This is a genomic window from Synechococcus sp. CS-1328 (genome assembly GCF_025128095.1).
Classification (GTDB): Bacteria; Cyanobacteriota; Cyanobacteriia; order PCC-6307; family Cyanobiaceae; genus CBW1002.
The window spans coordinates 38,570-64,801 of the sequence record NZ_JAHLYT010000033.1; the positions used below are offsets into that span (position 1 = coordinate 38,570).

At 63.4% G+C, this 26,232-nt stretch carries 26 protein-coding genes; 17 read left to right on the plus strand and 9 right to left on the minus strand.

The features are described 5' to 3' along the window. Positions 1-48 precede the first annotated feature (48 nt). From KQ310_RS05775 to KQ310_RS05805, 7 genes are all read left to right on the plus strand, one after another. Positions 49-1,215, plus strand: coding sequence for a citrate synthase (locus KQ310_RS05775; RefSeq protein ID WP_259720814.1), 1,167 nt, complete (start codon positions 49-51; stop codon positions 1,213-1,215). 85 nt (positions 1,216-1,300) lie between these two features. After that, on the plus strand, positions 1,301-2,470 hold the full coding sequence (gene nuoH, locus KQ310_RS05780; RefSeq protein WP_259720815.1) for an NADH-quinone oxidoreductase subunit NuoH: 1,170 nt from the start codon (positions 1,301-1,303) through the stop codon (positions 2,468-2,470). Between the two features lie 95 nt (positions 2,471-2,565). Then, entirely contained in the window at positions 2,566-3,195 is a 630-nt protein-coding gene (ndhI, locus tag KQ310_RS05785) for an NAD(P)H-quinone oxidoreductase subunit I (RefSeq protein ID WP_259720816.1), read from the plus strand. After that, on the plus strand, positions 3,195-3,824 hold the full coding sequence (locus KQ310_RS05790; RefSeq protein WP_259720817.1) for an NADH-quinone oxidoreductase subunit J: 630 nt from the start codon (positions 3,195-3,197) through the stop codon (positions 3,822-3,824). Before ndhI ends, KQ310_RS05790 begins: the two co-directional genes overlap by 1 nt. After that, positions 3,821-4,150, plus strand: coding sequence for an NADH-quinone oxidoreductase subunit NuoK (nuoK, locus tag KQ310_RS05795; protein WP_259720818.1), 330 nt, complete (start codon positions 3,821-3,823; stop codon positions 4,148-4,150). The genes KQ310_RS05790 and nuoK overlap by 4 nt, the downstream gene beginning before the upstream one ends. Positions 4,151-4,165: 15 nt before the next feature. Beyond that, positions 4,166-5,116: an NAD(+) kinase gene (locus tag KQ310_RS05800; protein ID WP_259720819.1), complete on the plus strand. Its 951-nt coding sequence runs from the start codon at positions 4,166-4,168 to the stop codon at positions 5,114-5,116. Positions 5,117-5,169: 53 nt separating this feature from the next. Further along, a complete protein-coding gene (locus tag KQ310_RS05805) occupies positions 5,170-5,793 on the plus strand; it encodes a CYTH domain-containing protein (RefSeq protein ID WP_259720820.1) in 624 nt (207 codons plus the stop codon). Positions 5,794-6,038: 245 nt separating this feature from the next. On the opposite strand, the gene KQ310_RS05810 is transcribed toward KQ310_RS05805, so the two are convergent. Then, positions 6,039-6,305 (minus strand): response regulator transcription factor, encoded by a 267-nt coding sequence (locus KQ310_RS05810; RefSeq protein WP_259720821.1) that lies wholly within the window; start codon positions 6,303-6,305, stop codon positions 6,039-6,041. Positions 6,306-6,420: 115 nt separating this feature from the next. Here KQ310_RS05810 and KQ310_RS05815 point away from each other — a divergent pair, with 115 nt between their 5' ends. After that, positions 6,421-7,356 carry a methylenetetrahydrofolate reductase gene (locus tag KQ310_RS05815; protein WP_259720822.1) on the plus strand — a complete coding sequence of 312 codons (936 nt, stop codon included), beginning with the start codon at positions 6,421-6,423 and terminating at the stop codon, positions 7,354-7,356. Here KQ310_RS05815 and KQ310_RS05820 read toward each other — a convergent pair. The 6 genes from KQ310_RS05820 to KQ310_RS05845 all read right to left on the minus strand — a co-directional run bounded on the left by KQ310_RS05820 (position 7,291) and on the right by KQ310_RS05845 (position 14,487). Continuing rightward, positions 7,291-8,472 (minus strand): NDP-sugar synthase, encoded by a 1,182-nt coding sequence (locus tag KQ310_RS05820; protein WP_259720823.1) that lies wholly within the window; start codon positions 8,470-8,472, stop codon positions 7,291-7,293. The two genes, KQ310_RS05815 and KQ310_RS05820, sit on opposite strands and share 66 nt — an antisense overlap. 46 nt (positions 8,473-8,518) lie before the next feature. Next, a complete protein-coding gene (locus tag KQ310_RS05825; protein WP_259720866.1) occupies positions 8,519-9,382 on the minus strand; it encodes a segregation/condensation protein A in 864 nt (287 codons plus the stop codon). An 82-nt stretch (positions 9,383-9,464) separates the two neighbouring features. After that, positions 9,465-9,824, minus strand: a complete 360-nt coding sequence (locus KQ310_RS05830) for a LapA family protein (protein ID WP_259720824.1) — start codon at positions 9,822-9,824, stop codon at positions 9,465-9,467. A 138-nt stretch (positions 9,825-9,962) separates the two neighbouring features. Then, positions 9,963-11,573, minus strand: a complete 1,611-nt coding sequence (locus KQ310_RS05835; protein WP_259720825.1) for an NAD(P)H-quinone oxidoreductase subunit 4 — start codon at positions 11,571-11,573, stop codon at positions 9,963-9,965. A 100-nt stretch (positions 11,574-11,673) separates the two neighbouring features. After that, entirely contained in the window at positions 11,674-13,686 is a 2,013-nt protein-coding gene (locus KQ310_RS05840; protein WP_259720826.1) for an NAD(P)H-quinone oxidoreductase subunit 5, read from the minus strand. Positions 13,687-13,785: 99 nt separating this feature from the next. After that, positions 13,786-14,487, minus strand: coding sequence for an NnrU family protein (locus KQ310_RS05845; protein WP_259720867.1), 702 nt, complete (start codon positions 14,485-14,487; stop codon positions 13,786-13,788). A gap of 193 nt (positions 14,488-14,680) precedes the next feature. Here KQ310_RS05845 and KQ310_RS05850 point away from each other — a divergent pair, with 193 nt between their 5' ends. Beyond that, positions 14,681-15,652: a LysR family transcriptional regulator gene (locus KQ310_RS05850; RefSeq protein WP_259720827.1), complete on the plus strand. Its 972-nt coding sequence runs from the start codon at positions 14,681-14,683 to the stop codon at positions 15,650-15,652. On the opposite strand, the gene KQ310_RS05855 is transcribed toward KQ310_RS05850, so the two are convergent. Next, positions 15,643-16,287 (minus strand): DUF3172 domain-containing protein, encoded by a 645-nt coding sequence (locus KQ310_RS05855; RefSeq protein ID WP_399237764.1) that lies wholly within the window; start codon positions 16,285-16,287, stop codon positions 15,643-15,645. The two genes, KQ310_RS05850 and KQ310_RS05855, sit on opposite strands and share 10 nt — an antisense overlap. A gap of 80 nt (positions 16,288-16,367) precedes the next feature. After that, positions 16,368-16,715 carry an NAD(P)H-quinone oxidoreductase subunit M gene (ndhM, locus tag KQ310_RS05860; RefSeq protein WP_259720829.1) on the minus strand — a complete coding sequence of 116 codons (348 nt, stop codon included), beginning with the start codon at positions 16,713-16,715 and terminating at the stop codon, positions 16,368-16,370. A 203-nt stretch (positions 16,716-16,918) separates the two neighbouring features. Here ndhM and pds point away from each other — a divergent pair, with 203 nt between their 5' ends. The 8 genes from pds (at position 16,919) to KQ310_RS05900 (ending at position 26,207) form a co-directional block, all read left to right on the plus strand. Further along, positions 16,919-18,343 carry a 15-cis-phytoene desaturase gene (gene pds / locus KQ310_RS05865; protein WP_259720830.1) on the plus strand — a complete coding sequence of 475 codons (1,425 nt, stop codon included), beginning with the start codon at positions 16,919-16,921 and terminating at the stop codon, positions 18,341-18,343. Further along, positions 18,340-19,278: a phytoene synthase gene (locus KQ310_RS05870; RefSeq protein ID WP_399237766.1), complete on the plus strand. Its 939-nt coding sequence runs from the start codon at positions 18,340-18,342 to the stop codon at positions 19,276-19,278. The genes pds and KQ310_RS05870 overlap by 4 nt, the downstream gene beginning before the upstream one ends. Beyond that, positions 19,275-20,846 (plus strand): TolC family protein, encoded by a 1,572-nt coding sequence (locus KQ310_RS05875; RefSeq protein WP_259720832.1) that lies wholly within the window; start codon positions 19,275-19,277, stop codon positions 20,844-20,846. Before KQ310_RS05870 ends, KQ310_RS05875 begins: the two co-directional genes overlap by 4 nt. Before the next feature lie 61 nt (positions 20,847-20,907). After that, entirely contained in the window at positions 20,908-23,580 is a 2,673-nt protein-coding gene (locus tag KQ310_RS05880; protein WP_259720833.1) for a response regulator, read from the plus strand. 37 nt (positions 23,581-23,617) lie between these two features. Continuing rightward, positions 23,618-24,007 carry a response regulator gene (locus KQ310_RS05885; protein WP_259720834.1) on the plus strand — a complete coding sequence of 130 codons (390 nt, stop codon included), beginning with the start codon at positions 23,618-23,620 and terminating at the stop codon, positions 24,005-24,007. After that, positions 24,004-25,056 (plus strand): response regulator, encoded by a 1,053-nt coding sequence (locus tag KQ310_RS05890; RefSeq protein WP_259720835.1) that lies wholly within the window; start codon positions 24,004-24,006, stop codon positions 25,054-25,056. Before KQ310_RS05885 ends, KQ310_RS05890 begins: the two co-directional genes overlap by 4 nt. Positions 25,057-25,189: 133 nt before the next feature. Further along, complete coding sequence (locus tag KQ310_RS05895) at positions 25,190-25,954, plus strand: MinD/ParA family protein (RefSeq protein ID WP_259720836.1); 765 nt, start codon at positions 25,190-25,192, stop codon at positions 25,952-25,954. After that, positions 25,941-26,207 carry a hypothetical protein gene (locus tag KQ310_RS05900; protein ID WP_259720837.1) on the plus strand — a complete coding sequence of 89 codons (267 nt, stop codon included), beginning with the start codon at positions 25,941-25,943 and terminating at the stop codon, positions 26,205-26,207. Before KQ310_RS05895 ends, KQ310_RS05900 begins: the two co-directional genes overlap by 14 nt. Positions 26,208-26,232: the final 25 nt, after the last annotated feature.

The following is a 26,232-nucleotide window of genomic DNA, read 5'->3' on the forward strand; positions in this document are numbered from 1 at the left end:
GGGATGCACTACGGCGCACCCCAGCCGCTGGCCGTAGGGTCTGCAGCAATGGAATGCCTTGGCACGGTGGATCCGTCTTCCTCTTCTCCTCCCTTCCGTCCGGGTCTGGAGGGCGTACCGGCCACCCAGTCGGCGATCTGCGATATCGACGGACAGCGGGGCCTGCTCACCTACCGCGGCTACGACGTGGATGAGCTGGCGGATCGCAGCAGTTTCCTCGAGACGGCCTACCTGCTGATCTGGGGAGACCTGCCCACGGCCTCCCAGCTCAACTCGTTTGAGCATGAGGTGCAGATGCACCGCCGGGTGAGCTTCCGCATCCGGGACATGATGAAGTGCTTCCCGGCCACCGGCCATCCGATGGACGCGCTGCAGTCGAGCGCAGCCTCGCTGGGGCTCTTCTATTCCCGCCGTGCCCTCGACAACCCCGAGTACATCTTCGAGGCGGTGGTCCGGCTGATCGCCAAGATCCCCACGATGGTGGCGGCGTTCCAGCTGATCCGCAAAGGGCAGGATCCGATCCAGCCCCGCGACGATCTCTCCTACGCCGCCAACTTCCTCTACATGCTCACCGAGCGGGAGCCCGATCCCCTGGCGGCCCGCATCTTCGATGCCTGCCTGATCCTGCACGCCGAGCACAGCCTCAACGCCAGCACCTTCAGTGCCCGCGTCACCGCCAGCACCCTCACTGATCCCTACGCCGTGGTGGCCTCGGCCGTTGGCACCCTGGCCGGCCCCCTGCATGGCGGTGCCAACGAGGACGTGCTGGCCATGCTGGAGGCGATCGGCAGCGCCGACCAGGTGGAGCCCTGGCTGGATCGGGCAATTGCCGAGAAGCAGAAGATCATGGGCTTCGGCCACCGCGAATACAAGGTGAAGGACCCGCGTGCGGTGATCCTGCAGAGACTGGCCGAAGATCTGTTCGATCGGTTCGGCCACGACCCCCTCTACGACCTGGCCCGCCAGCTGGAGGACGCCGCCGCCGTGCGGCTGGGTCCGAAGGGCATCTATCCGAATGTGGACTTCTATTCCGGCCTGGTGTACCGCAAGCTCGGCATCCCCCGCGATCTGTTCACCCCGATCTTCGCGATCGCCCGCACCGCCGGCTGGCTGGCCCACTGGAAGGAACAACTGGGTGCCAATCGCATTTACCGTCCCACCCAGATCTACACAGGCACCAGCGGTCGCAGCTGGGCGCCCCTGGAGGGCCGCTGATCGCGCTTTTGCAGCGATTGCACCGTCTGCCTGATCGTCCGCCTAAGTTGCCCCCACTGCCGCCGCGCCCCTTGCCGCCCTCCGCATGGTGACCTCCACCATCTCCTCCTTCGCAGCGGTCGCCACGGCGGCGACCGTCAGTCCCGGCCTCGATCTGGAGGCCAGCTTCACCGACGTGATGCAGGGCCTCGGCCTCAGTGCTGGTGCGGCCCGTCTGCTCTGGCTGCCCCTGCCGATGCTGCTGGTGCTGGTGGCCGCCGTGGTGGGAGTACTGGTGAGCGTCTGGCTCGAGCGCAAGATCTCCGCCGCCGTGCAGCAGCGCATCGGCCCGGAATATGCCGGCGCCCTCGGGGTGCTGCAGCCGATCGCCGACGGCCTCAAGCTCGTGTTCAAGGAGGACATCATTCCGGCCCGGGCCGATGGCCTGCTCTTCACCATCGGGCCTGTGCTGGTGGTGATTCCCGTGATCCTCAGCTGGCTGGTGGTGCCCTTCGGCCAGCACCTGGTGATCAGCAACGTCGGGATCGGCATCTTCCTGTGGATCTCCCTCAGCAGCATCCAGCCGATCGGCCTGCTGATGAGCGGCTATGCCAGCAACAACAAGTATTCCCTGCTCGGCGGCCTGCGAGCGGCGGCCCAGTCGATCAGCTACGAGATTCCCCTGGCCCTGGCGGTGCTGGCGGTGGTGATGATGAGCAACTCGCTCAGCACCGTCGACATCGTCGACCAGCAGACCGGCGCCGGCATTCTCAGCTGGAACATCTGGCGCCAGCCGGTGGGTTTTCTGATCTTCTGGATCTGTGCCCTGGCCGAATGCGAGCGCTTGCCCTTTGACCTGCCGGAGGCCGAAGAGGAGCTGGTGGCCGGCTACCAGACCGAATACTCCGGCATGAAGTTCGCCCTCTTCTATCTGGGCAGCTACATCAACCTCGTGCTCTCGGCCCTGCTGGTCTCGGTGCTGTATCTGGGTGGATGGGGCTTTCCAGTCCCGGTCGAGTGGTTGGCCGGCGCCATCGGCCAGTCTGTCGATGCCCCGGTGGTGCAGGTGATCACCGGCGCCACCGGCATCGTGATGACCGTGCTCAAGGCCTACCTTCTGGTCTTCCTGGCGATCCTGTTGCGCTGGACCACCCCGCGGGTGCGGATCGACCAGCTGCTGGATCTCGGCTGGAAGTTCCTGCTGCCGATCGCCCTGGTGAACCTGCTGGTCACCGCTGCCCTGAAGCTGGCCTTCCCGATGGCCTTCGGCGGCTGAACCTGCCGGGTTCGACTTGGTCGACGGTTTTTTGCTGAGGCGGCCATCATGGTGCGCAGCCTGTTTCCCTTTCCAGCTCCCTCGCTCTCCGGTTCATGTTCGGCTTCCTCAAGAAGGTCACTGACTACACGCGCGATGCAGTGGGCGCCGCCCAGTACATGACCCAGGGCCTGGCGGTCACCTTTGACCACCTGCGCCGGCGCCCGATCACGGTTCAGTACCCCTACGAGAAGCTGATCCCGTCGGAGCGCTACCGGGGCCGTATCCACTACGAGTTCGACAAGTGCATCTCATGCGAGGTGTGCGTGCGCGTCTGCCCGATCAACCTGCCGGTGGTGGACTGGGTGATGAACAAAGCCACCAAGAAGAAGGAACTGCGCAACTATTCGATCGATTTCGGGGTGTGCATTTTCTGCGGCAACTGCGTCGAGTATTGCCCCACCAATTGCCTGTCGATGACCGAGGAGTACGAGCTGTCCACCTTCGATCGTCACAGTCTCAACTACGACAACATTGCCCTCGGACGGCTGCCCACCAGCGTCACCAGTGATCCGGCCGTGTTCGCCCTGCGCGAACTGGCCTACTTGCCTCAGGGGGTGATGGATCCCCACGATGTGCCCGCGACTGCCCCTCGGGCAGGCAAACTTCCCGAGCAGGTGCTGCAGACCCTGCCCAAGGCCGCCCCTGCAGGCGAGACCCAGGCCGATCCCGGAGCCGCTTCCTGATGACGATCGCTTCCACCACCCAGCAGATCTGCTTCCTGGTGCTGTCGGCCACCCTGGTGTTCGGCTCGCTCGGCGTGGTGCTGCTGCCCAACATTGTCTATTCGGCCTTTCTGCTCGGCGGCGTGTTCCTGTCGGTGGCTGGGCTGTATCTCATGCTCAATGCCAGCTTCGTGGCCGCTGCCCAGGTGCTGGTCTACGTGGGTGCCGTCAATGTGCTGATCCTGTTCGCGATCATGCTGGTCAACAAGCAGGAGACCCTCGCCGCCATTCCCGGTCTGCTGCTCCGTCGCATCCTCTCCGGTGCCGTCTGCGCTGGACTGTTCCTGCTCCTGGTGCGGGTGGCCTTCACCACCGACTGGGCCCTGCCAGGCCCCACCCCGATCGGCGATGAGGCCACCATCCGGATTGGTGAGCACCTGTTCAGCGATTATCTGCTCCCCTTTGAGCTGGCCTCGGTGCTGCTGCTGATGGCCATGATCGGAGCGATTGTGCTGGCCCGCCGCGACGTGTTCAGCAGTGATGTGATCACCGGCGAGCCCGTCGATCAGGGCCTGATCGAAAAGTCCCGCACCCCCCTGCTGCTGGACACCAATGACCAGAAGCGTCCCATGCTGGAGAACACACCATGAGCCCTGATCTGCCCAGCCCCATCCCCCTGCAGGCCTATCTGGTGCTGGCAGCCATCCTGTTCTGCACCGGGGTGTGGGGGTTGATCAACAGCCGCAACGCTGTGCGCGTGCTGATGAGCATCGAGCTGATGCTCAATGCCGTGAACATCAATCTGATGGCCTTCTCGACCTACCTGGATGGCCAGTTGATCCGAGGCCAGGTGTTCACCATTTTCGTGATCACCGTGGCCGCCGCCGAGGCTGCCGTGGGTCTGGCCATCCTCCTGTCCCTCTATCGCAACCGCGAAACCGTGGACATGGAGCGTTTCAACCTGCTGCGCTGGTAGGTCGGTCCCCCGGCCATGCTGATCGAACGGGTCTGGCTGATCGTGCGCTCCGGCAGCCAGGCGTCCCAGCGGCAGGCTCGCCGCTGCGTCGCCGATCTCAAGGCGCTCGGGGTGGACGTGATCGTCGCCGTGAGCGGCCTCAGCTCCAATCCCTTCCCCGGCCTGCTGGCGACGGAACCACGCCTGCCGGATCTCGCCCTGGTGCTTGGCGGTGATGGCACCGTGCTCGGTGCAGCCCGCCATCTGGCCCGTCACAACGTGCCGATCCTCAGTTTCAACGTGGGCGGGCACCTGGGCTTCCTCACCCATGATCCGCGGCTGATGCGGCTCAGCGCCAGTGGCGCCCAGCCATCCGATCCGGCGGACAGCCTGTGGCAGCGCCTGCACGACGACCGTTTCGCCCTGGAGCGTCGCCTGATGCTGGAGGCCCAGGTCGATCGCGGCGATGGGGTGCTTCTCGGCGACGACAGCGATGGCGCCCACTGCGCCCTGAACGATTTCTACCTGCGACCCTGCCTCGATGAGCTGTCGCCCACCTGTGTGCTCGAAATGGAAATCGACGGCGAGGTGGTGGACCAGTACCGCGGCGATGGCCTGATCATCGCCACCCCCACCGGCTCCACGGGATACGCCATGGCGGCGGGTGGACCGATCCTCCATCCGGGCATCGAGGCGATCGTGATCACGCCGATCTGCCCCATGAGCCTCTCCAGCCGGGCGGTGGTTGTGCCACCGCGAGCGCGACTGATCGTCTGGCCCCTGGGGGAGAGCAGCCGCCGCGTCAAGCTCTGGAAAGATGGCGCCCACGCCACCGAACTGGAGCCGGGCGATCGCTGCATCGTGCAGCGCAGTCCGCACCCGGCCCTGTTCGTGATCCTCGAGCAGAGCCCCTCCTATTACCGCACCCTCACCCGCAAACTCCACTGGGCCGGCAGCCTCAATGGAGCCGAAGCCGGGCCCAACTGAGGCCGGCCCACAATGGCGGCAGCGATCCGGCGCCACGCCAGCGCCCTGCAGCCATGGCCCTGGAAATCGAGCGCCGCTTTCTCGTGCGGGGCAATCAGTGGCGGTCGCGGGTGCGCTGGAGTGAACAGCTGGCCCAGGGGTACCTGGTGAGCCGGGAGGATGGCTTCACCCTGCGCGTGCGCCTCGCCGATCAGGATCGCGCCTGGCTCACCCTCAAGGCAGCGGTGCCATCTGGCGCGGTGTCATCCGGTGCCATGTCATCTGAGGCACCGTTGTCGGAGGCAGCGTTATCTGAGGCAGCGTTATCGGAGGCCGTGCGGACTCCATCGGAAGACGCTGCCACCGTTCCCTTGATCCGCCAGGAATTCGAATACACGATTCCGAGGGCGGATGGCGAGGCCCTGCTGGCCCAGGCGCCAAACCAGCTGATCAAGCGGCGCTATGGCCTGGATCTGCCCGGGGGCGACTGGGTGCTGGATGTGTTTGAGGGGGCCAATGCTCCACTGATGGTGGCCGAAGTGGAGCTGCCCGACGCAACGGCAGCGGTGGTGGTGCCCCCCTGGTGCGGAACCGAAATCAGCGGCCGCCACGACCTCAGCAACGCCGCCCTGGCCAGGCATCCCCTCGCCTCCTGGCCCACCGCGGAGCGTGCCGCGCTGCTGGGATGCCTGGATTAGCCCCAGGCTCAAGCCGTCGTTGTCCGAACAGCAGCAATAGATACGGTTTCCCAATCAGTCGCGGCGGCGCAAACGGCCCAATCAGGGCCAGCGGCGCCGTAATCTCCAAGTCGAAAGAAATTCAGCACATTCAGGGGGACTGCCGGTGACCGGCCTCTACGACCACCAAGGTGTGTTGCGGGTCTCTGGCGACCTGGAGGATTGCCTGGCATACGCCGAGCTGTTCGGCTTTGATCAGGAGAGCTTCAGCCTCGTTCCCCTGGTGGGCGAGGTGCAAGGCCGTTCCCATCCAGGGAACAGCAATTGAAGCCATCGCGGCAGATCTTGCCGTTGTCCATGGCCCAGTTCAGCAGGGCCACCCGGTTCTTCACACCGGTCTTGGTGAAGATGTTGCTGACATGATTATCAACGGTGCGCTTGCTGATCATCAGCCGATCGGCGATTTCCTGGTTGGTCAGACCTTGCGCCACCAGCTCAATAATCTCCAGTTCGCGCTCTGAAAGCGCGGCCATCGGCGGACCCGGGCTGTGACTCCACTCCATCCGACCGCTCCGGTGCTTGCCAGGCTCAGACCTCACTGTAAGCAGGTCTTTGCCGCATGATGGGAGCCTGAGATCCTCCGAAGGCTTGCAGCAGCTCCACCAGGCACTGACCCAGGGCCAGTTCGCTGTCACCGCCGAGGTGACACCACCACGGGGAGGTGATTGCACGCGCACCCTGGAGGCGGCGTGTTCCCTGCGGGGACTGGTGCATGCGGTCAACGTCACCGATGGCAGCCGCGCCGTGATGCGCATGTGCAGCCTGGCGGTGTGTCGGCTACTTCTGGATGCCGGGATTGAGCCCGTCTGGCAGGTGGCCTGCCGCGATCGCAATCGCATCGCCCTGCAGGCGGATCTGCTCGGTGCGCATGCCCTTGGAATCCGCAACGTGCTCTGCCTCACCGGGGATCCGGTGCGAGCCGGCGATCAGCCTGGGGCCAGGCCGGTGAATGAACTCGAATCGGTGCGGCTGCTGCAGTTGGTCAGTCGTCTCAACCGTGGCGAGGATCCTGTCAAGGGCAGCCTGCCCGATGGTCCGATCCAGCTGTTTGCAGGCGCCGCCGCTGACCCCCAGTCACCCAGCTGGAGCGGCCTGCACAACCGGCTGCAGCGCAAGCAGGAGGCCGGGGCCCGCTTCGTGCAGACCCAGATGGTGATGGAGGCGGAAACCTTGCAGCGGTTCGTGGATGAACTGGCCGCCCCCTTGGGGTTGCCGGTGCTGGCGGGTGTGTTCCTGCTCAAGTCGGCGCGCAACGCCGCCTTCGTGAATCGGGTCGTGCCGGGGGCTCGGATTCCCCAGCAGCTGATCGACCGCCTGGCCGATTCGGCCGATCCTGCAGCCGAAGGCATTGCCATCGCGGCGGAGCAGGTGCGGGCCTACAGCACGATCGCCCAGGGCGTCCATCTGATGGCGGTGAAGGCGGAGGAACGCATTCCGGCGATCATCCGCCAGGCAGGTTTAGGACCTCTGGGACAGGGTCAGGTCGGTGCCGAGAAGATCGGCCATGGCCTTCTGCTGGGGTGAAGGGGAGCTGTGGTCCTGACGCCTGACATCGGTGATCAGCCAGTCAAGGGCAGCTTCCTGCAGATCGAAGTGGTCACCATTGCGATCGACGCAGTAGCGGCCGAACACGAGCTTGTCGACCAGGCGAACACCAGCACCGATGCGTGAGTAATCGAAGATGATGGAGTTGTCGATCGTGGCACCGGCACAGATGTGGCAACTGGGACCGATCATCGCGGGGCCAATGATGGTGACACCATCCTCAATCCGGCTCATGCCACCCACATAGATCGGCCCCTTCACATTGATCTTGTCCCAGTTGGCCGCCACGTTCAGACCTGCATAGATGCCGGGCCGCACTTCCTTGCCAGGGATCTGCACCTGCCTGACCTCACCTTCAAGGACGCTGCGGATCGCCTGCCAGTAATCAGGAACCTTGCCGATATCCACCCATTCAAAGTCCATTGGCAGGGCGTAAAACGGAGCCCCGGCCTGAACCAATCTTGGAAAGAGATCGGAGCCGATATCGAAAGGGGTCGTATCGGGAATGAAGTCAAAAACTTCTGGTTCAAAGATATAGATACCGGTGTTGATCATGTCACTGGCGGCTTCCTCCAGACTCGGCTTCTCCTGGAAGGACAGCACACGACCCTCAGGATCGGTCACCACCACGCCATAACTGCTCACCTGATCCTTGGGCACCCGTTTGGTGACAAGGCTGGCCATGGCACCCTTCTCACGGTGGCGACGCACCGCCTCGGTGAGATCGAGGTCGATCAAGGCATCGCCGCAGAGCACAACGAAGGTGTCATCAAAGAAGGGCTGGAAGTTCTGGATCTTCTTGAGACCTCCGGCCGAGCCGAGGGCATCACCGATCAGCTCTCCATCTTCAATCTTGCCTTCGAAGCTGTAGGCAATCTGAACCCCGAAACGCTGTCCATCACGAAAGTAGTTCTCGATCTCCTCTGCCAGGTGGGAGACGTTCACCATGATTTCGTTGAAACCATGCTCGCGCAACAGCTCCAGCAGAAATTCCATCACCGGCTTCTGCAGGATCGGGATCATCGGCTTCGGCAGGATGTGGGTGATCGGCCGAATACGCGTCCCCTTTCCTGCCGCCAGGATCATCGCCTTCATTGGCGCCTGTCCCCATCCATTGATAGGCACACCATAGTCAAAGGCGTCAGGCGGCCAGCATGTCCCGGGTCGGCAGGGGAGCTGGCACCTGTTCGAGGCGGCGCAGCTGCAGCGGGCCGAACAGTCCGCCCTGCTGCTCCAGCTCCACCGATCCCTGGGCGGAGAGGAAGAGCAGGGCCCAGAACACGCCCACACGATCAAAATCGAGATCCTCGCCGGCCGGATCCTGCTGAACCGCCCGTGCCCAGGCGCCCACCAGCACCTCAAAATCGAGCCAGTCCGCCGCCGCCTGCCAGTGGCTGAGGAACCGCTGCAGCCCGGTGGTGGTCTCCGGCAGTTTCTCGCGGTGGGCGAGGTTGGCCACCTGTTCGATTGCGGCGCGATCGCTGAACCGGCGGTTCCGCGTTCGCTGGCGCTGACGCCCCTCCCCCTCCTGTTCGAGCCGTTCCGCGATCGTCTCGAGCTGGCGAATCAGTTCGCCAAGGGTCACGGGTCTCTGCAACGGAGGCGGTGCCACGGGTCGGCGGCGCAGGTGGCGCTCAGGCCGCCGCGGCAGGGCGATCATGGCGCCCCAGCCGGAATCCTCGTTCTCATCGCACGGGGCTTCGAGCAGCTCGTCGATCGGTTCAGGCGGGAAGGTGCGGGCTTCCAGCACTTCAGCCTTGAGGCTCACCAGCACGGAGGCCGCCAGAAACGCCTCGCTGGTTTCGGCCAGATCGCGCTCGTAACTGCCCCCCTGGCGCCCATCCGACCGGGCCACCACCAGACGAGGAGCACCGATGCGCTGGCGCAGCTGGTCGAGAAAACCATCTACCACGGCAATCACATCGACATCCCACGGGTCGAGATCACCGCGGATCGCTGCATCCTGGAGCAGTCGGATGGCCAACCTGGCGCCTGCTTCAGCCACGCGCTCTCGGGTCCCCAAGCGGAATCAAGCGCACGCTAACGGTCGCGAAGCCAGTGCACCAGGGGTGTGTTCCCAGCTCAAGTCAGTTGTCGCTGGACGTCGCGGAGCTCTCGCCGGCGGCCGGCAGCAGGCCGAGCTGGGCGTCCACGGCGGCGCGGTAGCGCTGCAGATCATCTTCGAGTTCCTGGATTCGCACCTGCTGGGCCTCCCGTTCAGTCTGCTCCTGCAGGCGCTCCACCTGTTTGACCACGCCGGTCCAGACGGCAAACACCCAGGCCGCGGTGGCGCCGATGCCACCGACCACCAGGAGCATGGCGGCCAGGGGCAGGGTGGTGGTGATGCCGGGGAGGAAGTGCACGGTCGTGGGGGCCGTGTTCTCGAGGGTGAACATCACCGTGGCCAGGCCGAAGCTGAAGATCAGCAGGAAGTTCAGCTGTCGCATCGGATCAAGCCGGGGAGTGGGACCAAGAATGGATGGAGCGTAAGAAAAGCTCGCCGGGCGGGCTGAAGAGACTGGGCCAGCGCAGGGTTTGTTTACTCAGGCGGTCCTGGGAAGAACGCCTGGGCGGAGCGGACTGAATCAGCCCACAGCAGGTGCGCGCAGCAGGGCTTGCGCTCCTCCACTCGCCAGGAACGGAGCCAGGGGAGTGCCTCCCGGCAGGCCGGTGGCCTCTCGCAGGTGCGCCATCGCCTTGTCCTCCTGGCCCACGAGCCGCTCCATCGAGGCGCGGTAGGTGTCGGTCATCAGGCGCGGGTAGAGACCGATGCCGATGATCGGCACCAGCAGGCAGCTGATCACATAGATCTCCCGAGGCTCGGCATCCACCAGGTTGGAGTGGGAGGCCAGCTCGGCGTTCTCCTTGCCGAAGAAGATCTCCCGCAGCATCGAGAGCAGGTAGATCGGCGTGAGGATCACCCCCACGGCGGCCAGCACCGCCATCACGATGCGGAAGCTGAGGGAGTAGACCTCGCTGGTGGCGAAGCCAACGAACACCATCAGTTCGGCCACGAAGCCACTCATGCCGGGCAGGGCCAGCGAGGCCAGCGAGCAGACGGTCCAGAGGGCGAACATCTTGCGCATCTTCTGGCCCACCCCACCCATGTCGTCGAGCTGGAGGGTGTGGGTGCGGTCGTAGGTGGCTCCCACCAGGAAGAAGAGACTGGCGCCGATCAGGCCATGGCTGACCATCTGCAGCATGGCCCCGCTCGTGCCCAGGGCACTGACGCTGCCGATGCCGATCAGCACGAAGCCCATGTGGCTGATCGAGCTGTAGGCGATCTTGCGCTTGAGGTTGCGCTGGGCGAACGAGGTGAGCGCGGCATAGATGATGTTCACCACCCCCAGCACCACAAGCAATGGGGCGAAGCGGACGTGGGCGTCGGGCAGGAGCTGGCAGTTGAAGCGCAGCAGGGCGTAGCCACCCATCTTCAGCAGAATCCCGGCCAGCAGCATGTGGACCGGCGCAGTGGCCTCACCGTGGGCGTCCGGCAGCCAGGTGTGCAGCGGCACGATCGGTAGCTTGACGCCGAACGCGATCAGCAGGCCGGCGTAACAAAGCACCTGGAAGCCGGTGCTGAATTCCTTCGCCGCCAGGCTCGTGTATTCGAAGGTGGGGATGCCGCCGCCGTAGAAGGCCATGCCCAGGCCCGCCAGGAGGATGAACAGGGAGCTGCCGGCGGTGTAAAGGATGAACTTGGTGGCGGCGTACTGGCGCTTCTTGCCGCCCCAGATGGCCAGCAGCAGGTACACCGGCAGCAGCTCCAGCTCCCAGGCGAGGAAGAAGAGCAGCATGTCCTGCACCGCGAACACGGCGATCTGGCCGCCATCCATGGCCAGCAGCAGGAAGAAGAACAGCCGCGGTTTGAAGGTCACGGGCCAGGCCGCCAGCACCGCCAGGGCGGTTATGAAGCTGGTGAGCAGGATCAGGGGCATCGACAGACCATCGGCCCCCACCGACCAGGCCAGACCGAGATCGGGCAGCCACTCCACCCGCTCCACCAGCTGCAGGCCAGCCACGGAGGGGTCGTAGCCATTCAGGTACCCACCGACCGTGAGCAGGAAGGTGATCAGAGCGATGCCCAGGGCGTACCAACGCACCTTGCGGCCATCGCCCTCATCGGGAACGAACGGGATAAGCAGTGCAGCGCCGATCGGGAAAAGGATCGACGCGCTCAGCCAGGGAAAGGCCACGGTCCTGGGCAGGTCAGGTCAGGCCGGAGTGTAGAAATGCCCACCGCCCGCCAGAGCTGCGGTGGGGGATGTCACACAGAGCGTGAGCCCGTCAGCAGGATCAGCCCAGGGCGCCGAACAGCACCACAAGGGCGATCACACCGCCGAACACAATCAGCGCATAGAACTGGGCACGACCGGTCTCGAAGTATTTGAGACCCTCTCCCGAGCCCAGGGTCAGCAAGCCGGTGAGGTTCACCACACCGTCCACCACCTTGGCGTCCACCTCGAGCACCTGGCGGGCCAGTTTGCGGCTGCCCTGCACGAACAGCTTGTCGTTGAGGTCGTCGAGATACCACTTGTTGGCCAGGAAGGCATTGAGGGCGGGGAAGCGTGCGGCCACCGCCGTGCCCAGATCGATCCTGTGGAGCGCATAGGCGAGCACCGCCACGGAGATGCCTGCCACCGAGATCGCCACCGATGCTCCCGCCAGGGGCAGGAACTCGGCCCAGGAGAAGTGCTCCGCCATCTCAGCGGCTTCATGGGGATCGAGCAGGCCGGCGAAGCGGCTGTTCCAGGGGGTGCCGAGCAGGCCGATCAACACCGAGGGAACGGCGAGGACCGCCAGCGGCATGGCCATCTGCCAGCCGGATTCATGCGGGTGGCTGGCGTGGTGGCCGTGGTCGTGGCTGTCATCCGCTGCGCTGGCCTTACCGGCGGCGGCGAGCAGCTGGGCCTGGATCGCCTGGTCGGTGCCGCGGAAGTCGCCCTCGAAGGTGAGGAAGTAGAGCCGGAACATGTAGAAGGCGGTCATGCCGGCGGTCACGAAGCCGGCCACCCAGAGCACCGGGAAGCTGCCGAACGCCTGGCCGAGGATCTCGTCCTTGCTCCAGAAGCCGGCCAGAGGCGGAATGCCGCTGATCGCCACGCAGCCGATCAGGAAGGTGGCGCTGGTGATCGGCATGAACTTGCGCAGGCCGCCCATCAGACGCATGTCCTGGGCCAGCACCGGCTCATGGCCCACCACCTCTTCCATGGCATGGATCACCGATCCGGAGCCAAGGAACAGCATCGCCTTGAAGAAGGCGTGGGTCACCAGGTGGAACATGCCAGCCACGGGAGCGCCGCAGCCCATCGCCAGCATCATGTAGCCCAGCTGACTGACGGTGCTGTAGGCCAGACCCTTCTTCAGGTCCATCTGGGTGAGGGCAATCGAGGCCCCCAGCACGAGGGTGATCGTGCCGATCACCGCGATCGTGAGCTGCACCGCCGCGAAGGGCTCGTACACCGGCTGAAGCCGGGCCACGAGGAACACGCCCGCCGCCACCATGGTGGCGGCATGAATCAGGGCCGAAATCGGCGTGGGGCCCTCCATGGCATCGGGCAGCCAGACATGCAGAGGGAACTGGGCCGACTTGGCCATCGGCCCCATGAACACCAGCAGGCAGAGGATCACGGCCACACCGGTGCTGAGGCTGCCGCCAGCCACGGCCTCGCTGAGCCGGGCTCCGATCTCCTCAAACCCGAAGCTGCCGGTGGCCCAGAACAGGCCCAGGATCCCAAGCAGCAGGCCGAAGTCGCCGACCCGGTTGACCACGAAGGCCTTCTGGGCGGCGTTGGCGGCGGCGTCGCGGTCGTACCAGAAGCCCACCAGCAGGTAGGAACACATCCCCACCAGCTCCCAGAACACGTAGATCTCAAGCAGGTTCGGGCTGATCACCAGGCCCAGCATCGAGCTGCTGAACAGGGCCAGATAGGTGAAGAAGCGCACATAGCCCTTGTCGTGGGCCATGTAGCCATCGGAGTAGACCATCACCAGCAGGGCGATGGTGGTGACCAAGGCCAGCATCACCGCCCCGAGGGCATCGACGCGGAAGCCCATCTGCAGATTGAAGGTGCCGGCGCTGGCCCAGTTGAACAACACTTCGATCGGGCCGGCGCCGGCGAGCTGCTCGGCCAGCACGGCGTAGCTGAGCACCGCAGCGGCGCCGACGCAACTGATCAGCAGCACCGCCACCGGTTTTCGCAATCGGTTAACCGTGCGATTGAAACTGATCAGGCCGAGGCCGGTGACGCAGGCCCCCAACAGGGGAAGCACCGGAATCAACCAGGCGAGTTCAGCGGCTGACGGCATCCTGCTCGGGCTGGTGCTCGCGAGTGTAGGCAGCCTGCCTGGCTCCCACCGGCTCATGTGCCTGAGCGCCCACCATCGTGGCCGCACCGGCGCTTTGCCTCATCCCAGCCAATGGGCCAGGGCGGAGCGCGAGAAGGTGATGGCGCCCAGGCCGATGAAGCGGTGGGCCCACCAGAACAGGCCGATGGCAATGGCGATGCCCAGTTGGGCCGGGCGAAGGAATTCGGCCCAGACGAGCTGCTGGCGGCCGTCCAGCACCGCCCGGAACGGCAACACCGACGTGCTGTCCCGCAGCTCTTCAAAGGCGGCGCCGAAGCGGCGGGCCAGCCGCCGATCGCCATTCCAGATCGCGAACAGGTGATGGGCGATAAGGCCGGTACAGGTCACCACCATGAAGCTGCTGCCGATCCAGAGCAGGTGGGTGGCACACCAGAGCACCTGCCCCACCGCCTGGGGATGGCGGCTGACCCGGATGATGCCGGTGGCGTAAAGCCGCACCTGGGGCTTCAGCACCGCCGGGATCTCCAGCAGGTTGTAGGTGGCCGGGTAGAGGAACAGGAAGCTGATGGCGGTGCCGCCCCAGACCAGCGGCACGATCCAGGGCTGCTCCTGCAGATTCCAGAGGCGGAGGCCGTCATAGCGGTGGGCCAGGAAGTAGCCGATCACCACCACCGCCGCCGGGATACTGACGCCGGCGAACAGCAGGCGCCAGGCCCGCTCGCCGATCCGCTCCACCCCCCACACCCGCAGGGAGGCACCACCGCTGTGCAGCACGGCGAACACCACGAGCAGGGCCAGCATCACCACGCTGCTGTGGTGGGGGCTGGCTGGGGCAAGCAGGGAAGGCAAGGGCAGGACGACTGCGAAGGGCACGATTCTGGCCATCCGCCGGCCCACCTAGAGTTTGATCAACCGAGGCTGAATCGCCCAGCAAGCCGCTCCCGCCAACGTTTTCATTGCGCTCCCGCCTTGTCTCCAAACGCCTGCCGCGTCCATGGCTGATCTGCCCTTCACCCTCGATCAGCTGCGCATCCTGCGGGCCATCGCCAGCGAGGGAAGTTTCAAGAAAGCGGCCGACAGCCTCTATGTGACCCAGCCTGCCGTGAGCCTGCAGATCCAGAATCTGGAGAAGCAGCTGGATGTGTCGCTGTTCGATCGGGGCGGACGCAAGGCCCAGCTCACCGAGGCGGGCCATCTGCTGCTGAGCTACTGCGACCGCATCCTCAGCCAGTGCCAGGAGGCCTGTCGCGCCCTCGACGATCTCCACAACCTGCGGGGCGGATCCCTGATCGTCGGCGCCAGCCAGACGACCGGCACCTACCTGATGCCGCGCATGATCGGCCTGTTCCGGCAGAAATACCCGGACGTGGCCGTGCAGCTGCAGGTGCACAGCACCCGCCGCACCGGTTGGAGTGTGGCCAACGGCCAGGTGGATCTGGCGATCATCGGCGGCGAGCTGCCGCCTGAACTGAACGAGTTACTGCAGGTTCTTCCCTACGCCAGCGATGAACTGGCGCTGGTGCTACCGGTGAAGCATCCGCTGTCGCGCCTGCCGGAACTCACCAAGGACGACCTCTACCGACTCGGTTTCGTCTGCCTCGATGCCCAGTCCACCACCCGCAAGATGGTGGACCAGCTGCTGGCCCGTTCCGGCCTGGATGTGGGCCGGCTCAAGATCGAGATGGAGCTCAACTCCTTCGAGGCGATCAAGAACGCCGTGCAGAGCGGCCTGGGGGCCGCGTTCCTGCCGGTGGTGTCGATCGAGAGGGAACTCGCGGCCGGCAGCCTGCACCGGCCCCAGGTGGTCGATCTGCTGGTGCGACGCCAGCTGAAGCTGATCACTCACCCGGCCCGGTATTGCTCAAGGGCTTCGGATGCCTTCCGCAAGGAAGTGCTGCCGGTGTTCGCCAGCCCCGACAGCCCCCTGCGCCAGCCCCTGGCCCAGACGCAGCCGGTTCAGAACTGATCAGCTTCCGGGGTCACGCCGACGGCATCGTCTGCGGCACCGGCAATCCCACGGGTCTGGAATTTGTTGCCGCTGATGTCGGTCTGGTAGACGCAGCGCACGACTGGCTTGTCACGCACGGAGCCGATGTAGGCGAAGGTGTTCATGCGCTGCTTGCACTGGCGCATCTGCTCGGCGGTCACGGCGCCCTCCTTCTGCAGAACGGCCCAGTTCTCCCGCCGGATCACGCAACCGGGCTGCAGCGTCGGCTGGGTCACGAAGCTGCTGCTCGGGTTCATCGTGGTGTACAGCTCGATGTCCATCACGAAGGCGCTGGCACCCCACTGCTTGCAGAATTCCGGGTCGGGTACGGCCATGTCGAGCTGCTGGCTGCTGGCGATGTTCCCCTGGTTGCCCTGGGTGGTGCTGGTCACGGCGCTGCCAATGCCGATGCCCACCACCAGCACGCCCGCCAGGATGGCGACCGTGCGCACGTTCAGGGAGATGGCAGGAGTCCCTCCCGAACCACCGCCGCCGGGGCCTCGCCCGCCCGGATTGCCACCACCCCCCCCGGAGCCAGCGGTTGTCGGCCGTCTGCCGGCGTCCCGCTCATAACGGCTGCTGCCTCGGTCATAGCGACCGGTTTCGTAGGCCATCTCCCTGTCGCCGCGGCCGCTGGGCCGGCCGTCGTGGCGGCTGTAGCCATCGTCGGAGGCAGCTCGGCCGCGGGAGCGGGTCACAGGGCTTCGGGACTGCGGGGCAGGCCCATGGAGTAATTGAGCACGCGGGCCTGGGGGTTGTAGCGGATGGCTCCGGCCTGCAGCATCTGCTGGATCAACCCTTCCAGCTCGGATCCGATGCGGCGCAGGGTGTAGTCGGTCAGGTCGTCACCGGCATGACGCTCCACCAGGGCACGGAACTGGTCCTGCACCCGGGTGAGGCTGGCGTCGTCCCAGAGAAACTCGTTATCGGGGTCCACATCCAGCGTCAGATGCCCGGAGTCGGACACCAGATCGCCGTGTTCCACCCGGGCCGTGAACAGGCGGATGTGACGGGTGGTGCATTTCAGCAGGATCTCAACCATCAGCTGGCGGTGCTGGGGCTCAGGCGAGCCGAACGGGGTTGGCAAACGCTACCGGGAACCGGGCCAGACAGGGCACTCCGGCGGTGGGAAGCGCCAGGAGGTGGGCAGCACCAGGGGCTGGCCGCCGGAAGGCTGCGAGGAAGCTGCCGGGTCGCGACCCCTGGGGGCTCCCTTTAAGGTTGCCCATACTTTCGAGTCGGTTCATGCGCGTCGCCATCGCCGGAGCAGGTCTTGCCGGGTTGTCGTGCGCCAAGTACCTCTGTGACGCCGGCCATACGCCGGTGGTCTACGAAGCACGTGATGTGCTCGGCGGCAAGGTGGCAGCCTGGCAGGACGAGGATGGCGATTGGTACGAAACCGGCCTGCATATTTTCTTCGGGGCTTACCGCAACATGCGGCAGCTGTTCGCAGAACTCGACATCGAGGATCGGCTGCAGTGGAAAAGCCACTCGATGATCTTCAACCAGAAGGACGTCCCCGGCACCTACAGCCGCTTCGACTTTCCAGACCTGCCGGCTCCCTTCAACGGAGTGGCGGCCATTCTGGGCAACAACGACATGCTCTCCTGGCCAGAGAAAATTGCCTTCGGCCTGGGGCTGGTTCCCGCAATTCTGCGCGGCCAGGACTACGTCGAAGCCTGTGACCAATACTCCTGGACCGAGTGGCTGCAACTGCACAACATTCCAGAACGTGTGAACGACGAAGTTTTCATCGCCATGAGCAAGGCGCTGAACTTCATTGACCCTGATGAGATCTCCAGCACCGTCGTTCTCACCGCACTCAACCGCTTCCTCCAGGAAGGCGATGGTTCCAAGATGGCTTTCCTCGACGGCAACCCTCCCCAGCGCCTCTGTCAGCCGATCGTGGACTACATCACGGCCCGAGGCGGGGAAGTGCATCTCAACACCCCCCTTCGGGCCATTGAGCTCGCCGCTGATGGCAGCGTCAGCGGCTTCCGCCTCTCTGGCCTCAAGGGCAAGGACGGCCAACAGGTGGTGACCGATGCCTATGTGAGCGCCCTGCCGGTGGATCCACTGAAGCTGCTGCTGCCCGAGCCCTGGAAGGAACTGCCCTACTTCAGCAAGCTGGACGGTCTCAACGGCGTGCCGGTGATCAACATCCATCTCTGGTTCGATCGCAAACTCACAGACATCGACCACCTGCTGTTCAGCCGCAGTGCACTGCTCAGCGTCTATGCCGACATGAGCAACACCTGTCGCGAATACGAAGACCCAGAGCGCTCCATGCTGGAGCTGGTGTTCGCCCCAGCCAAAGACTGGATCGGCCGCAGCGACGACGACATCATTGCCGCCACCCTCGAAGAACTCAAACGCCTCTTCCCGCAGCATTTCAGCGGTGATGACCAGGCCAAACTGCGCAAGTCGAAGGTGGTGAAGACGCCCCTGTCTGTCTACAAGACCGTTCCCGGTTGCCAGAAACTGCGTCCGAGCCAGGACTCACCCATCGCCAACTTTTTCCTGGCGGGCGACTACACGATGCAGCGCTATCTGGCTTCCATGGAGGGTGCGGTGCTCAGCGGCAAGCTCTGCGCCGAAGCGGTGGATCGCAAATTTGGTCCGGCCTCAGCCGCCCAGCCTGTCCCCCAGGCGACCCTGACGGCGGTCTGAACGTGCTGGCCGCCACCCCTGCCACGTCCTCTGCTTTGCTCCCATCCCTGGATGAGGCTTACGACCAGTGCCGCCAGGAAACCGCCCAATGGGCCAAGACCTTCTATCTGGGCACCCTGCTGATGCCCGCAGCCAAGCGGCGGGCGATCTGGGCGATATACGTCTGGTGCCGCCGCACCGATGAATTGATGGACAGCCCCCAGGCCCAGGATCTGCCTGTGGCCCAGCTGTCAGACCGGCTCGATCGCTGGGAAGAGCGCACCCGCGCCCTGTTCGCGGGGAAGGTGCAGGACAGCCTGGATCGAGTGATGGCCGACACGCTGGAGCGCTATCCCCAGCCGCTGCAACCCTATCTCGACATGATTGAGGGGCAGCGGATGGATCTGTTTCAGCATCGCTATGCCACCTTTAATGATCTGGAGCTCTACTGTTACCGGGTCGCTGGAACCGTCGGTCTGATGACGCAGGAGGTGATGGGTCTGGACTCGGCCTACACCACGGCTCCCTGGAGTGAGCGGCCCGACACATCCAAAGCAGCGGTAGCCCTGGGGATTGCCAATCAACTCACCAACATTCTCCGCGATGTGGGAGAGGATCGCGGCCGGGGCCGCATCTACTTACCACAGGAAGATCTGAACACGTTTGGCTATTCCGAATCCGAACTGATGGCAGGGCGTCTGACGGAGAACTGGCGAGCCCTGATGCGCTTTCAACTGCAGCGTGCCCGTGACTGGTTCGCCCGCTCCGAAGAGGGGGTGCGCTGGCTGGCACCTGATGCACGCTGGCCGGTCTGGGCTTCGCTACGGCTCTATCGCGGCATCCTCGATGTGATTGAACGCCATGATTACGATGTCTTCAATAAGCGGGCCTATGTTCCACGGGTGGGCAAGCTGCTGGATCTGCCGCTCTCCTTTGTGATCGCCCAGGCTCGATGACGCGGTTCAGTTTGTCCGGACGTCACGGCCGGCTATGGGCACCCCTGTTGATCGGCCTGCAGGCGGCCCTTCCCCTTGCGGCCGAACCGCTGCCGGCGGCCTTGCCTTCTGATTCGAGTGTGGAAGGCCTCGGGGCGGGCTGGCCTCAGACCCGGCCCGCCCCGACTGAGGCAGCCTTACCGCCGGAGGCACTGGGCCGATTGACCTTGCCCCAGGCCCTGGAGTGGGCCAGCCAAAGAAATCCAGTGCTGCGTCAATCCTACGAAGAACTGGTGGCCACACAGAACAGTCTCGGAGCCGCCTATGCCACCTGGTGGCCGGTGATCAACCAATCGATCAATGGTGGCCCCTACGGAGCACGCTCCTACTACAACTACCCGGGCGCGTTCAGTGGAGGCGTGCCTTCACCCGGCCCGTACCGTGATCAAAAGGCCTTCATCGGCAGTTATTTCCAAGCGATTGCCCAGTTCGATCTCACCTGGAACCTGTTCGATCCGGCCCGCACGCCCACCATCTGGCAAAACAAGTACCAGGTGCGTCAGGCCGCAGACACTTACGTGATCGCCCGCCGCGACAACCGCCTGCAGACGTCCCAGGCCTTCATCGAGCTGCAGCAGGCCGTGGCCCAGGTGCTGACGGGCCAGCAGATTGTTGACAATGACCGCCTGCTGTTTGGCCTGACCCAGTCGCGCTTCAACCTCGGATCGGCCACCAAGGTGGACCTGGCCAAGCAGGAATCCGTGCTCAAGGCGGATGAGCGCAACCTCGCTCAATCCCGCCAGGATGTGTTCGTGGCCCAGGCGGCCCTGGCGGAACTTCTGGCCATTTCCAATGGAACCGCCATCGCCCCCGCCGATCCGCTCACGGCTCTTGGGGCCTGGCCCCATGGTCTCGAGGACACCCAGAGCTCGGCTTTGCAATACCGCAAGGTGATCGAGCAGCAGCTGATGGATGTGAAGATCAATGAGGCCCAGGCCCAGATCGAACTGGCCGTGTATCGACCCACGATCCAGCTGATCAACAGCCTGCTGTGGACCAAGGCTGCCGGCTTCACCAGCCAGGGCCCTCCCTGGACCCAGGGAGCCCGCTCCGATCTCTGGGATGCCTCGGCACTGCTGCAGCTCACGTTTACGGGATTTGATGGCGGGCAAGCCCGCATGAATGCCGAGGCCGCCCGCCGCAGGGCCAAAGCGGCAGAGGCTGCCTATCAAGCATCGATCAACCAGGTTCGTAAAGAGGTGGAAACCTTCCATGCCCAGACCACGATCGGCCGGCAGGTGGTGATCTATTCCTCCGAGCGGGTGAAGGCCTCCAATGAGGCTCTGCGCCTGCAGACGCTGCGCTTCAATGCGGGCTATGGAACGGTCACTGATGTTGTGCAAGCGCAGCAGGATCTCACCCAGGCGGTGATTGGCTACGTCAATGATCTAGCCGATTACAATTTGGCCTTGGTCAACCTTTCCAGGGCCAGTGGACTTGAGTATGTCCCCGATCCAGATCTGATTGCCAAACTCGGTACGCCGCTTGAGAACCTGCGTCTTCCGGATGTTCTCAGGCGCAAGCCCTGACAACCCGTCCGATTAGGATCGAATTACCAATCACGACAGCGTTCACGCGTTGATCTCGTCCATGGTTGTCAATGCACGGGCGATTGAGCGTCAGGTGCGCCGCCAGACGGTGGGCTGGTTCCTCGTCGTATCGGCTCTGTTGGTGGGGGCCAGCGTCTACAGCCTGACCCAGCTGCGCAGCACCATTCAGGGATTCGCGGCGGAGCGCTCCATGGCTGTGGTGAGCAGTGTCCGCAGCCAGATGAAAGTGATGGACAGCATTTACCGAGAGCTGGTGCTCGCGGCCCTGCGGGTTCTCAAGGCCGACACGCTGGAGTTGGGCGCTCCTTCTCTGGGGCCGCCGGTGCCATTGGCGGGCCGCACCGTTGCCGATCTTCGCTTTGGCGACACTTCCATGACCGGCCGCGATGCCGTGGTGGACGGGGTGGTGCGTCGCATGGGTGGGACGGCGACTCTGTTTGTCGTGAGTGGCGACAATTTCGTACGGGTCAGCACCAACGTGCGCCAATCGGATGGTCAGCGGGCCGTGGGGACTCTGCTCGACCCTTCCGGTCGGGTGATTCGATTACTACGCAGGGGAGAATCCTTCCTTGGGGTCGTAGACATCCTCGGCGAGCCCTATTTCACTGCCTACGAGCCCATCTTTGCGGTCGGCGATTCGAAAGACAACCCATTTCAAGATCGGGTGATTGGTGCCTGGTACACGGGATTCCGGGTGCAGACCGTCAGCGTGCTCAAGGAGCTGGTGGGGTCATCACGCATCATGAACCACGGATTCGTGGCCATCCTGGATCGTCAAGGCAAAGAACGTTTTTACTCCGGGAATGTATCAAAACAGGAAGTCACTGATGTGATGGAAGCGATCGATAATCTTCCCAATAGCGCGGAGTCGCGCGTGAGATCCTATCGCGTGCGACGGGATGATTACGCCCCATGGGGACTCAAGATTGTCTCGGCAACCTATCTGCCTGATGTTGATCGCCTCAGTGTGCAGTTGGTCTGGGGCGTGTTTGGCTTTCTTGGCGCGATCATCGTGGCTGTTCTGATCGCGTCCTGGTGGTTTTCCCAGAAACTTTCACGGGCCCTGATCTCGCGCGAAGTGGCCAGACTGGAGGCCGAGGAGCAAAAGCAGGCAGCTGAGGCGGCGAAGCTCGAGGCGGAGTCGGCAAGCCAGATCAAGAGTGCGTTCCTGGCCAACATGAGCCATGAGTTGCGCACGCCGATGAATGCGATTATCGGCTACAGCGAAATGCTGATCGAAGAATCAGAAGAGATGGAGCCGGCTGAGATGGTGCCGGACCTGGAAAAGATTCATTCTGCCGGCAAGCACTTACTAGGCCTGATCAACGACATCCTCGATCTTTCCAAGATCGAAGCAGGCAAGATGACCCTATATCTTGAAAACTTCTCTCCGGCCGAGTTGATCGCAGAGGCAGTCGCAACCGTTCAGCCCTTACTAACCAAGAACCGGAATCGGATTATCGTCCATAGCCCTGGCAACCTTGGCTTGATTTATGCAGATCAGACCAAGCTGCGTCAGGCATTGCTGAACCTGCTCAGCAATGCCAGCAAATTCACAGAGCAAGGTCTGATCACAATCCGTGCTTCAACCGTTGCTGAATCTGAGTCGCCTGATGCCGAACCAGAGGCAGACACGGCACAAAAGGGCGCTCATGCTGACGCAAAAACCGGCGAACGGATTCTCATCTCCATCCAAGACAGTGGCATTGGCATGAGCGAGGCCCAGATCGGCAAGCTGTTCCAGAGCTTCAGCCAGGCTGACAGCAGCACCACGCGGAAATATGGAGGCACTGGTCTGGGACTGGCGATCAGTCGGCGCTTTTGCCAGATGATGGGTGGCGACATTCTCGTGACCAGCCAGCCGGGTCAAGGCAGCACATTCACGATTGACCTGCCGCGCCAAGTGTGTGAGTTGGAAGCGGAGCCTGCCGCCCCTCCAGCCCCTGTGCTGCGGGATCCGGCCCCACCAGTGGCCGCGAGAGCCAGGGTTCTGGTGATTGACGACGATCCCACCGCCGTGGAGTTGCTGGCTCGCTTTCTGCATCGCGAAGGCTTTGAGGTCGAAACCGTCACGAATGGCGAGGCGGGCTTGGCAGCAGCCCGCCGGCAGCGCCCGGATGTCATCACCTTGGATGTGATGATGCCAGGTCTGGATGGTTGGAGTGTGCTGGCAGAGCTGAAGTCTGATCCTGAGCTCTGCCTGATTCCAGTGGTGATGATGACCATGATGGACAATAAAGAGCTCGGATTTGCCATGGGAGCCACCGAGTGCCTGGCCAAGCCAGTGGATTGGTCCAAGCTTGACCAACTGCTTGATCGCATCATCCCAGCCGATCCATCGGGTCATATCCTGGTCGTCGAAGACGATCCCTCTCAATCAGACATGTTGCGGCGCATGCTCGCCAGGGAAGGTTGGCGCGTTGACCTGGCGGCCAATGGCCGTGAAGCCCTGGAGGCCGTCTCGAAAGCCAGACCTGCATTGATTCTGCTGGACCTGATGATGCCTGAAATGGACGGCCTTGAGTTTGTGGAGTTGCTGCAGAACAACCCAGGCGCCGAGTCGATCCCAATTATCGTGCTTTCCGCAAAGTCCCTGTCGCCGGAGGATCAGCTCAGACTCAATGGTCGCGTCCAGACAGTGATCGCAAAAGGCTCTTTCAACCGATCTACACTGGTCAGTCAGATCGATTCCCTGATCGCGTCTAAGTCTTGAACAATTCCGCTACGACCCTTACCATCTATTCCAGGCCATGACACGTCTACTCCTGGTTGAAGACAATGAAATGAACCGCGACATGTTGTCGCGCCGCCTGATCCGCAAAGGCTACGAAATCCTTCTGGCTGTTGATGGTGGCGAAGCGGTCGATCTTGCTCGCTCCGAGTTACCAGATCTGATCCTAATGGACATGAGCCTGCCGGTCATTGACGGATGGGAGGCCACCCGCCAGCTCAAGGCGGATGAACGGACCCGCCTGATCCCGATCATTGGGCTCACCGCCCATGCCATGGCCGGCGATCGCGAGAAATGTCTGGCTGCCGGCTGCAACGACTACGACACCAAACCGGTCGATCTGGCTCGCCTGCTCGACAAGATTCAGACACAGCTCGATCAGCTCGGCCAGGCATCAGATTCACGATGATGGAGCAAACCCAACCCCGGCAAGACGACAGCTTCGTGCAACTGCGCCACGATCTTCGCACTCCGATCAATCAGATTCTCGGATACAGCGAACTTCTCGAGGAAGAGCTGGAGGCAAGCCAGCCGCAGAGCGTGGCTGATCTGCGCAAGATTCAGCAGGCAGCAAAAGGCATGCTCGAGCTGATTGTTGTCCACCTCACACCAGGATCCTCCCCTCAGGCGGATCCAGTCGTTAAAGCCGTAGCGGCTTCAGTCGAGACGCCAACACAGACGTCACCATCGCAACCCACGTCGGTCCTGAAGGGAGTGCCGGCCGCACCCAGCCGTTCGCGAAGTGGTGGTCATCTGCTGGTGGTCGATGATCAGGCCCTCAACCGCGACCTGCTGCGCGATCGCCTCACCCGAGAGGGATACACCGTGGCAATGGCAGAAGATGGCGCTCAGGCCCTGGAGAAGGTGCGGCGTAACAGCTTTGATCTGATCCTGCTGGATGTGATGATGCCAGGAATCGACGGCTATACCGTCCTGGCTGAACTAAAGCAAGACGAAGGGCTACGTCATATCCCTGTGATTATGATCAGCGCGATCGATGAGATCTCCAGTGTGGCCCGCTGCATCGAAGTCGGTGCAGACGAGTATCTACCGAAGCCATTCAATCCAACGATTCTGCGAGCACGGATTGGAGCCTGCCTGGAGAAGAAGTTTCTGCGTGATCAAGAGACCCAGATCTATCAGGCCCTTCTCGACAGCCAGTCGCAACTGGCACAGGAGCTGGACGAGGCGGCTCGTTATATCGATTCACTGCCGCCCGAATCCGAGACCGATTCCGCGATTGGGCCCATCGTCAAGGCATTCAAGCGGATGTCCACGGCGGTGGAACGGAGAGAAAATCAGCTGCGTCAGCAGATCCGTGAACTGGAGATCGACATCAATCCGGTGGTCTTGCAAGGACAGGTGGGCTCCATTCTGGCCAATCCCTCCTTTGATGCCCTCAGTGAACGGGCCCGTGCCATGCGCAAGCGGCGGGACTCCTTCGGTACGGCAACTTGAGCGCCGCGACCTGAGCGCGACAACCTGAGAGCCGTAAACAGGCCGCGTCACCGCGATCCCTGGAGTCGGCCTGTGGACTCCAGTCCAGTTCAATCGTAGGGTTGCCGGGCTGCCAGGCTGCTCGCCCACTGCGATGACCAAGATTCTCTGTGTCCATTCCTTTCGGGGAGGCACTGGCAAGTCCAATCTTTCCGCCAATCTGGCCACAGCGCTTGCCATGACGGGGCGGCGGGTGGCTGTGGTGGATACTGACCTCGCCTCACCAGGCGTGCATGTTCTGTTTCAGTTCACGCCGGGGCCGGATGACGCCACGTTGAACGATCACCTCCAGGGTTCGGCGCCGATCGAGGCCTGCTGTCATGAGGTGACACCGGACGAAGTCAAACGCAAGGGCGGTCATATATTTCTGCTGCCGGCATCGATGGACAGCGACCGGATTGCTCGCCTGCTGCGAGAGGGCTATTCGGTGGAGGCGCTGAATGATGCGATTTTTGAAATTGCTGAATTGAAAGATCTCGATGCTGTGATCGTAGATACGCATCCGGGAATCAACGAAGAAACTCTGCTCACCACAGCCATCTCTGATTGCCTGGTGATGGTGATGCGGCCCGATAGTCAGGATTATCTCGGCACTGCCGTGGCCCTGGAAGTGGCCCAGCGGCTTGAGGTGCCGAATGCCAGGCTGGTGGTGAACAAATTGCCCCGTCACTTTGATGCCGAACAGGTCCGCAACCGTGTCCAGCAGAGCTATGGAATTCCTCTCGGTGCCGTGTTGCCCTTGAGCGATGAGTTGCTGGATCTCGCCAGTGGGGGCCTAGCCCTCCTTGAGGTGGGTGATCACCCCTGGAGCAAGGGGGTGGAAGCGCTGGCCCAGCAACTGATCGATGACATCCTTTGACACCACGCCCTGGCCCCGCACGGTCCTGTCGATGGGACTGTTGGTGAGTCTGGATCCACCGGCGCTGCGGCGTCTGCTCAAGGCCGGTCTGCGCCGCGGGCTGCCCCCCGAAGATCTCGATGATCTGCTTCGCAGCGACTGGCAGATCGAGCCCGACAGCCCTGACGCCACCGCCTTGATCCACGCCCTGCAGGAGCGTGGCTGGTTGCTCTGGCATCAGGAGACGCAGCGCTGGAAGACGCACTTCGGCTGAACGTCTCTGGTTCTGCCACCCATTC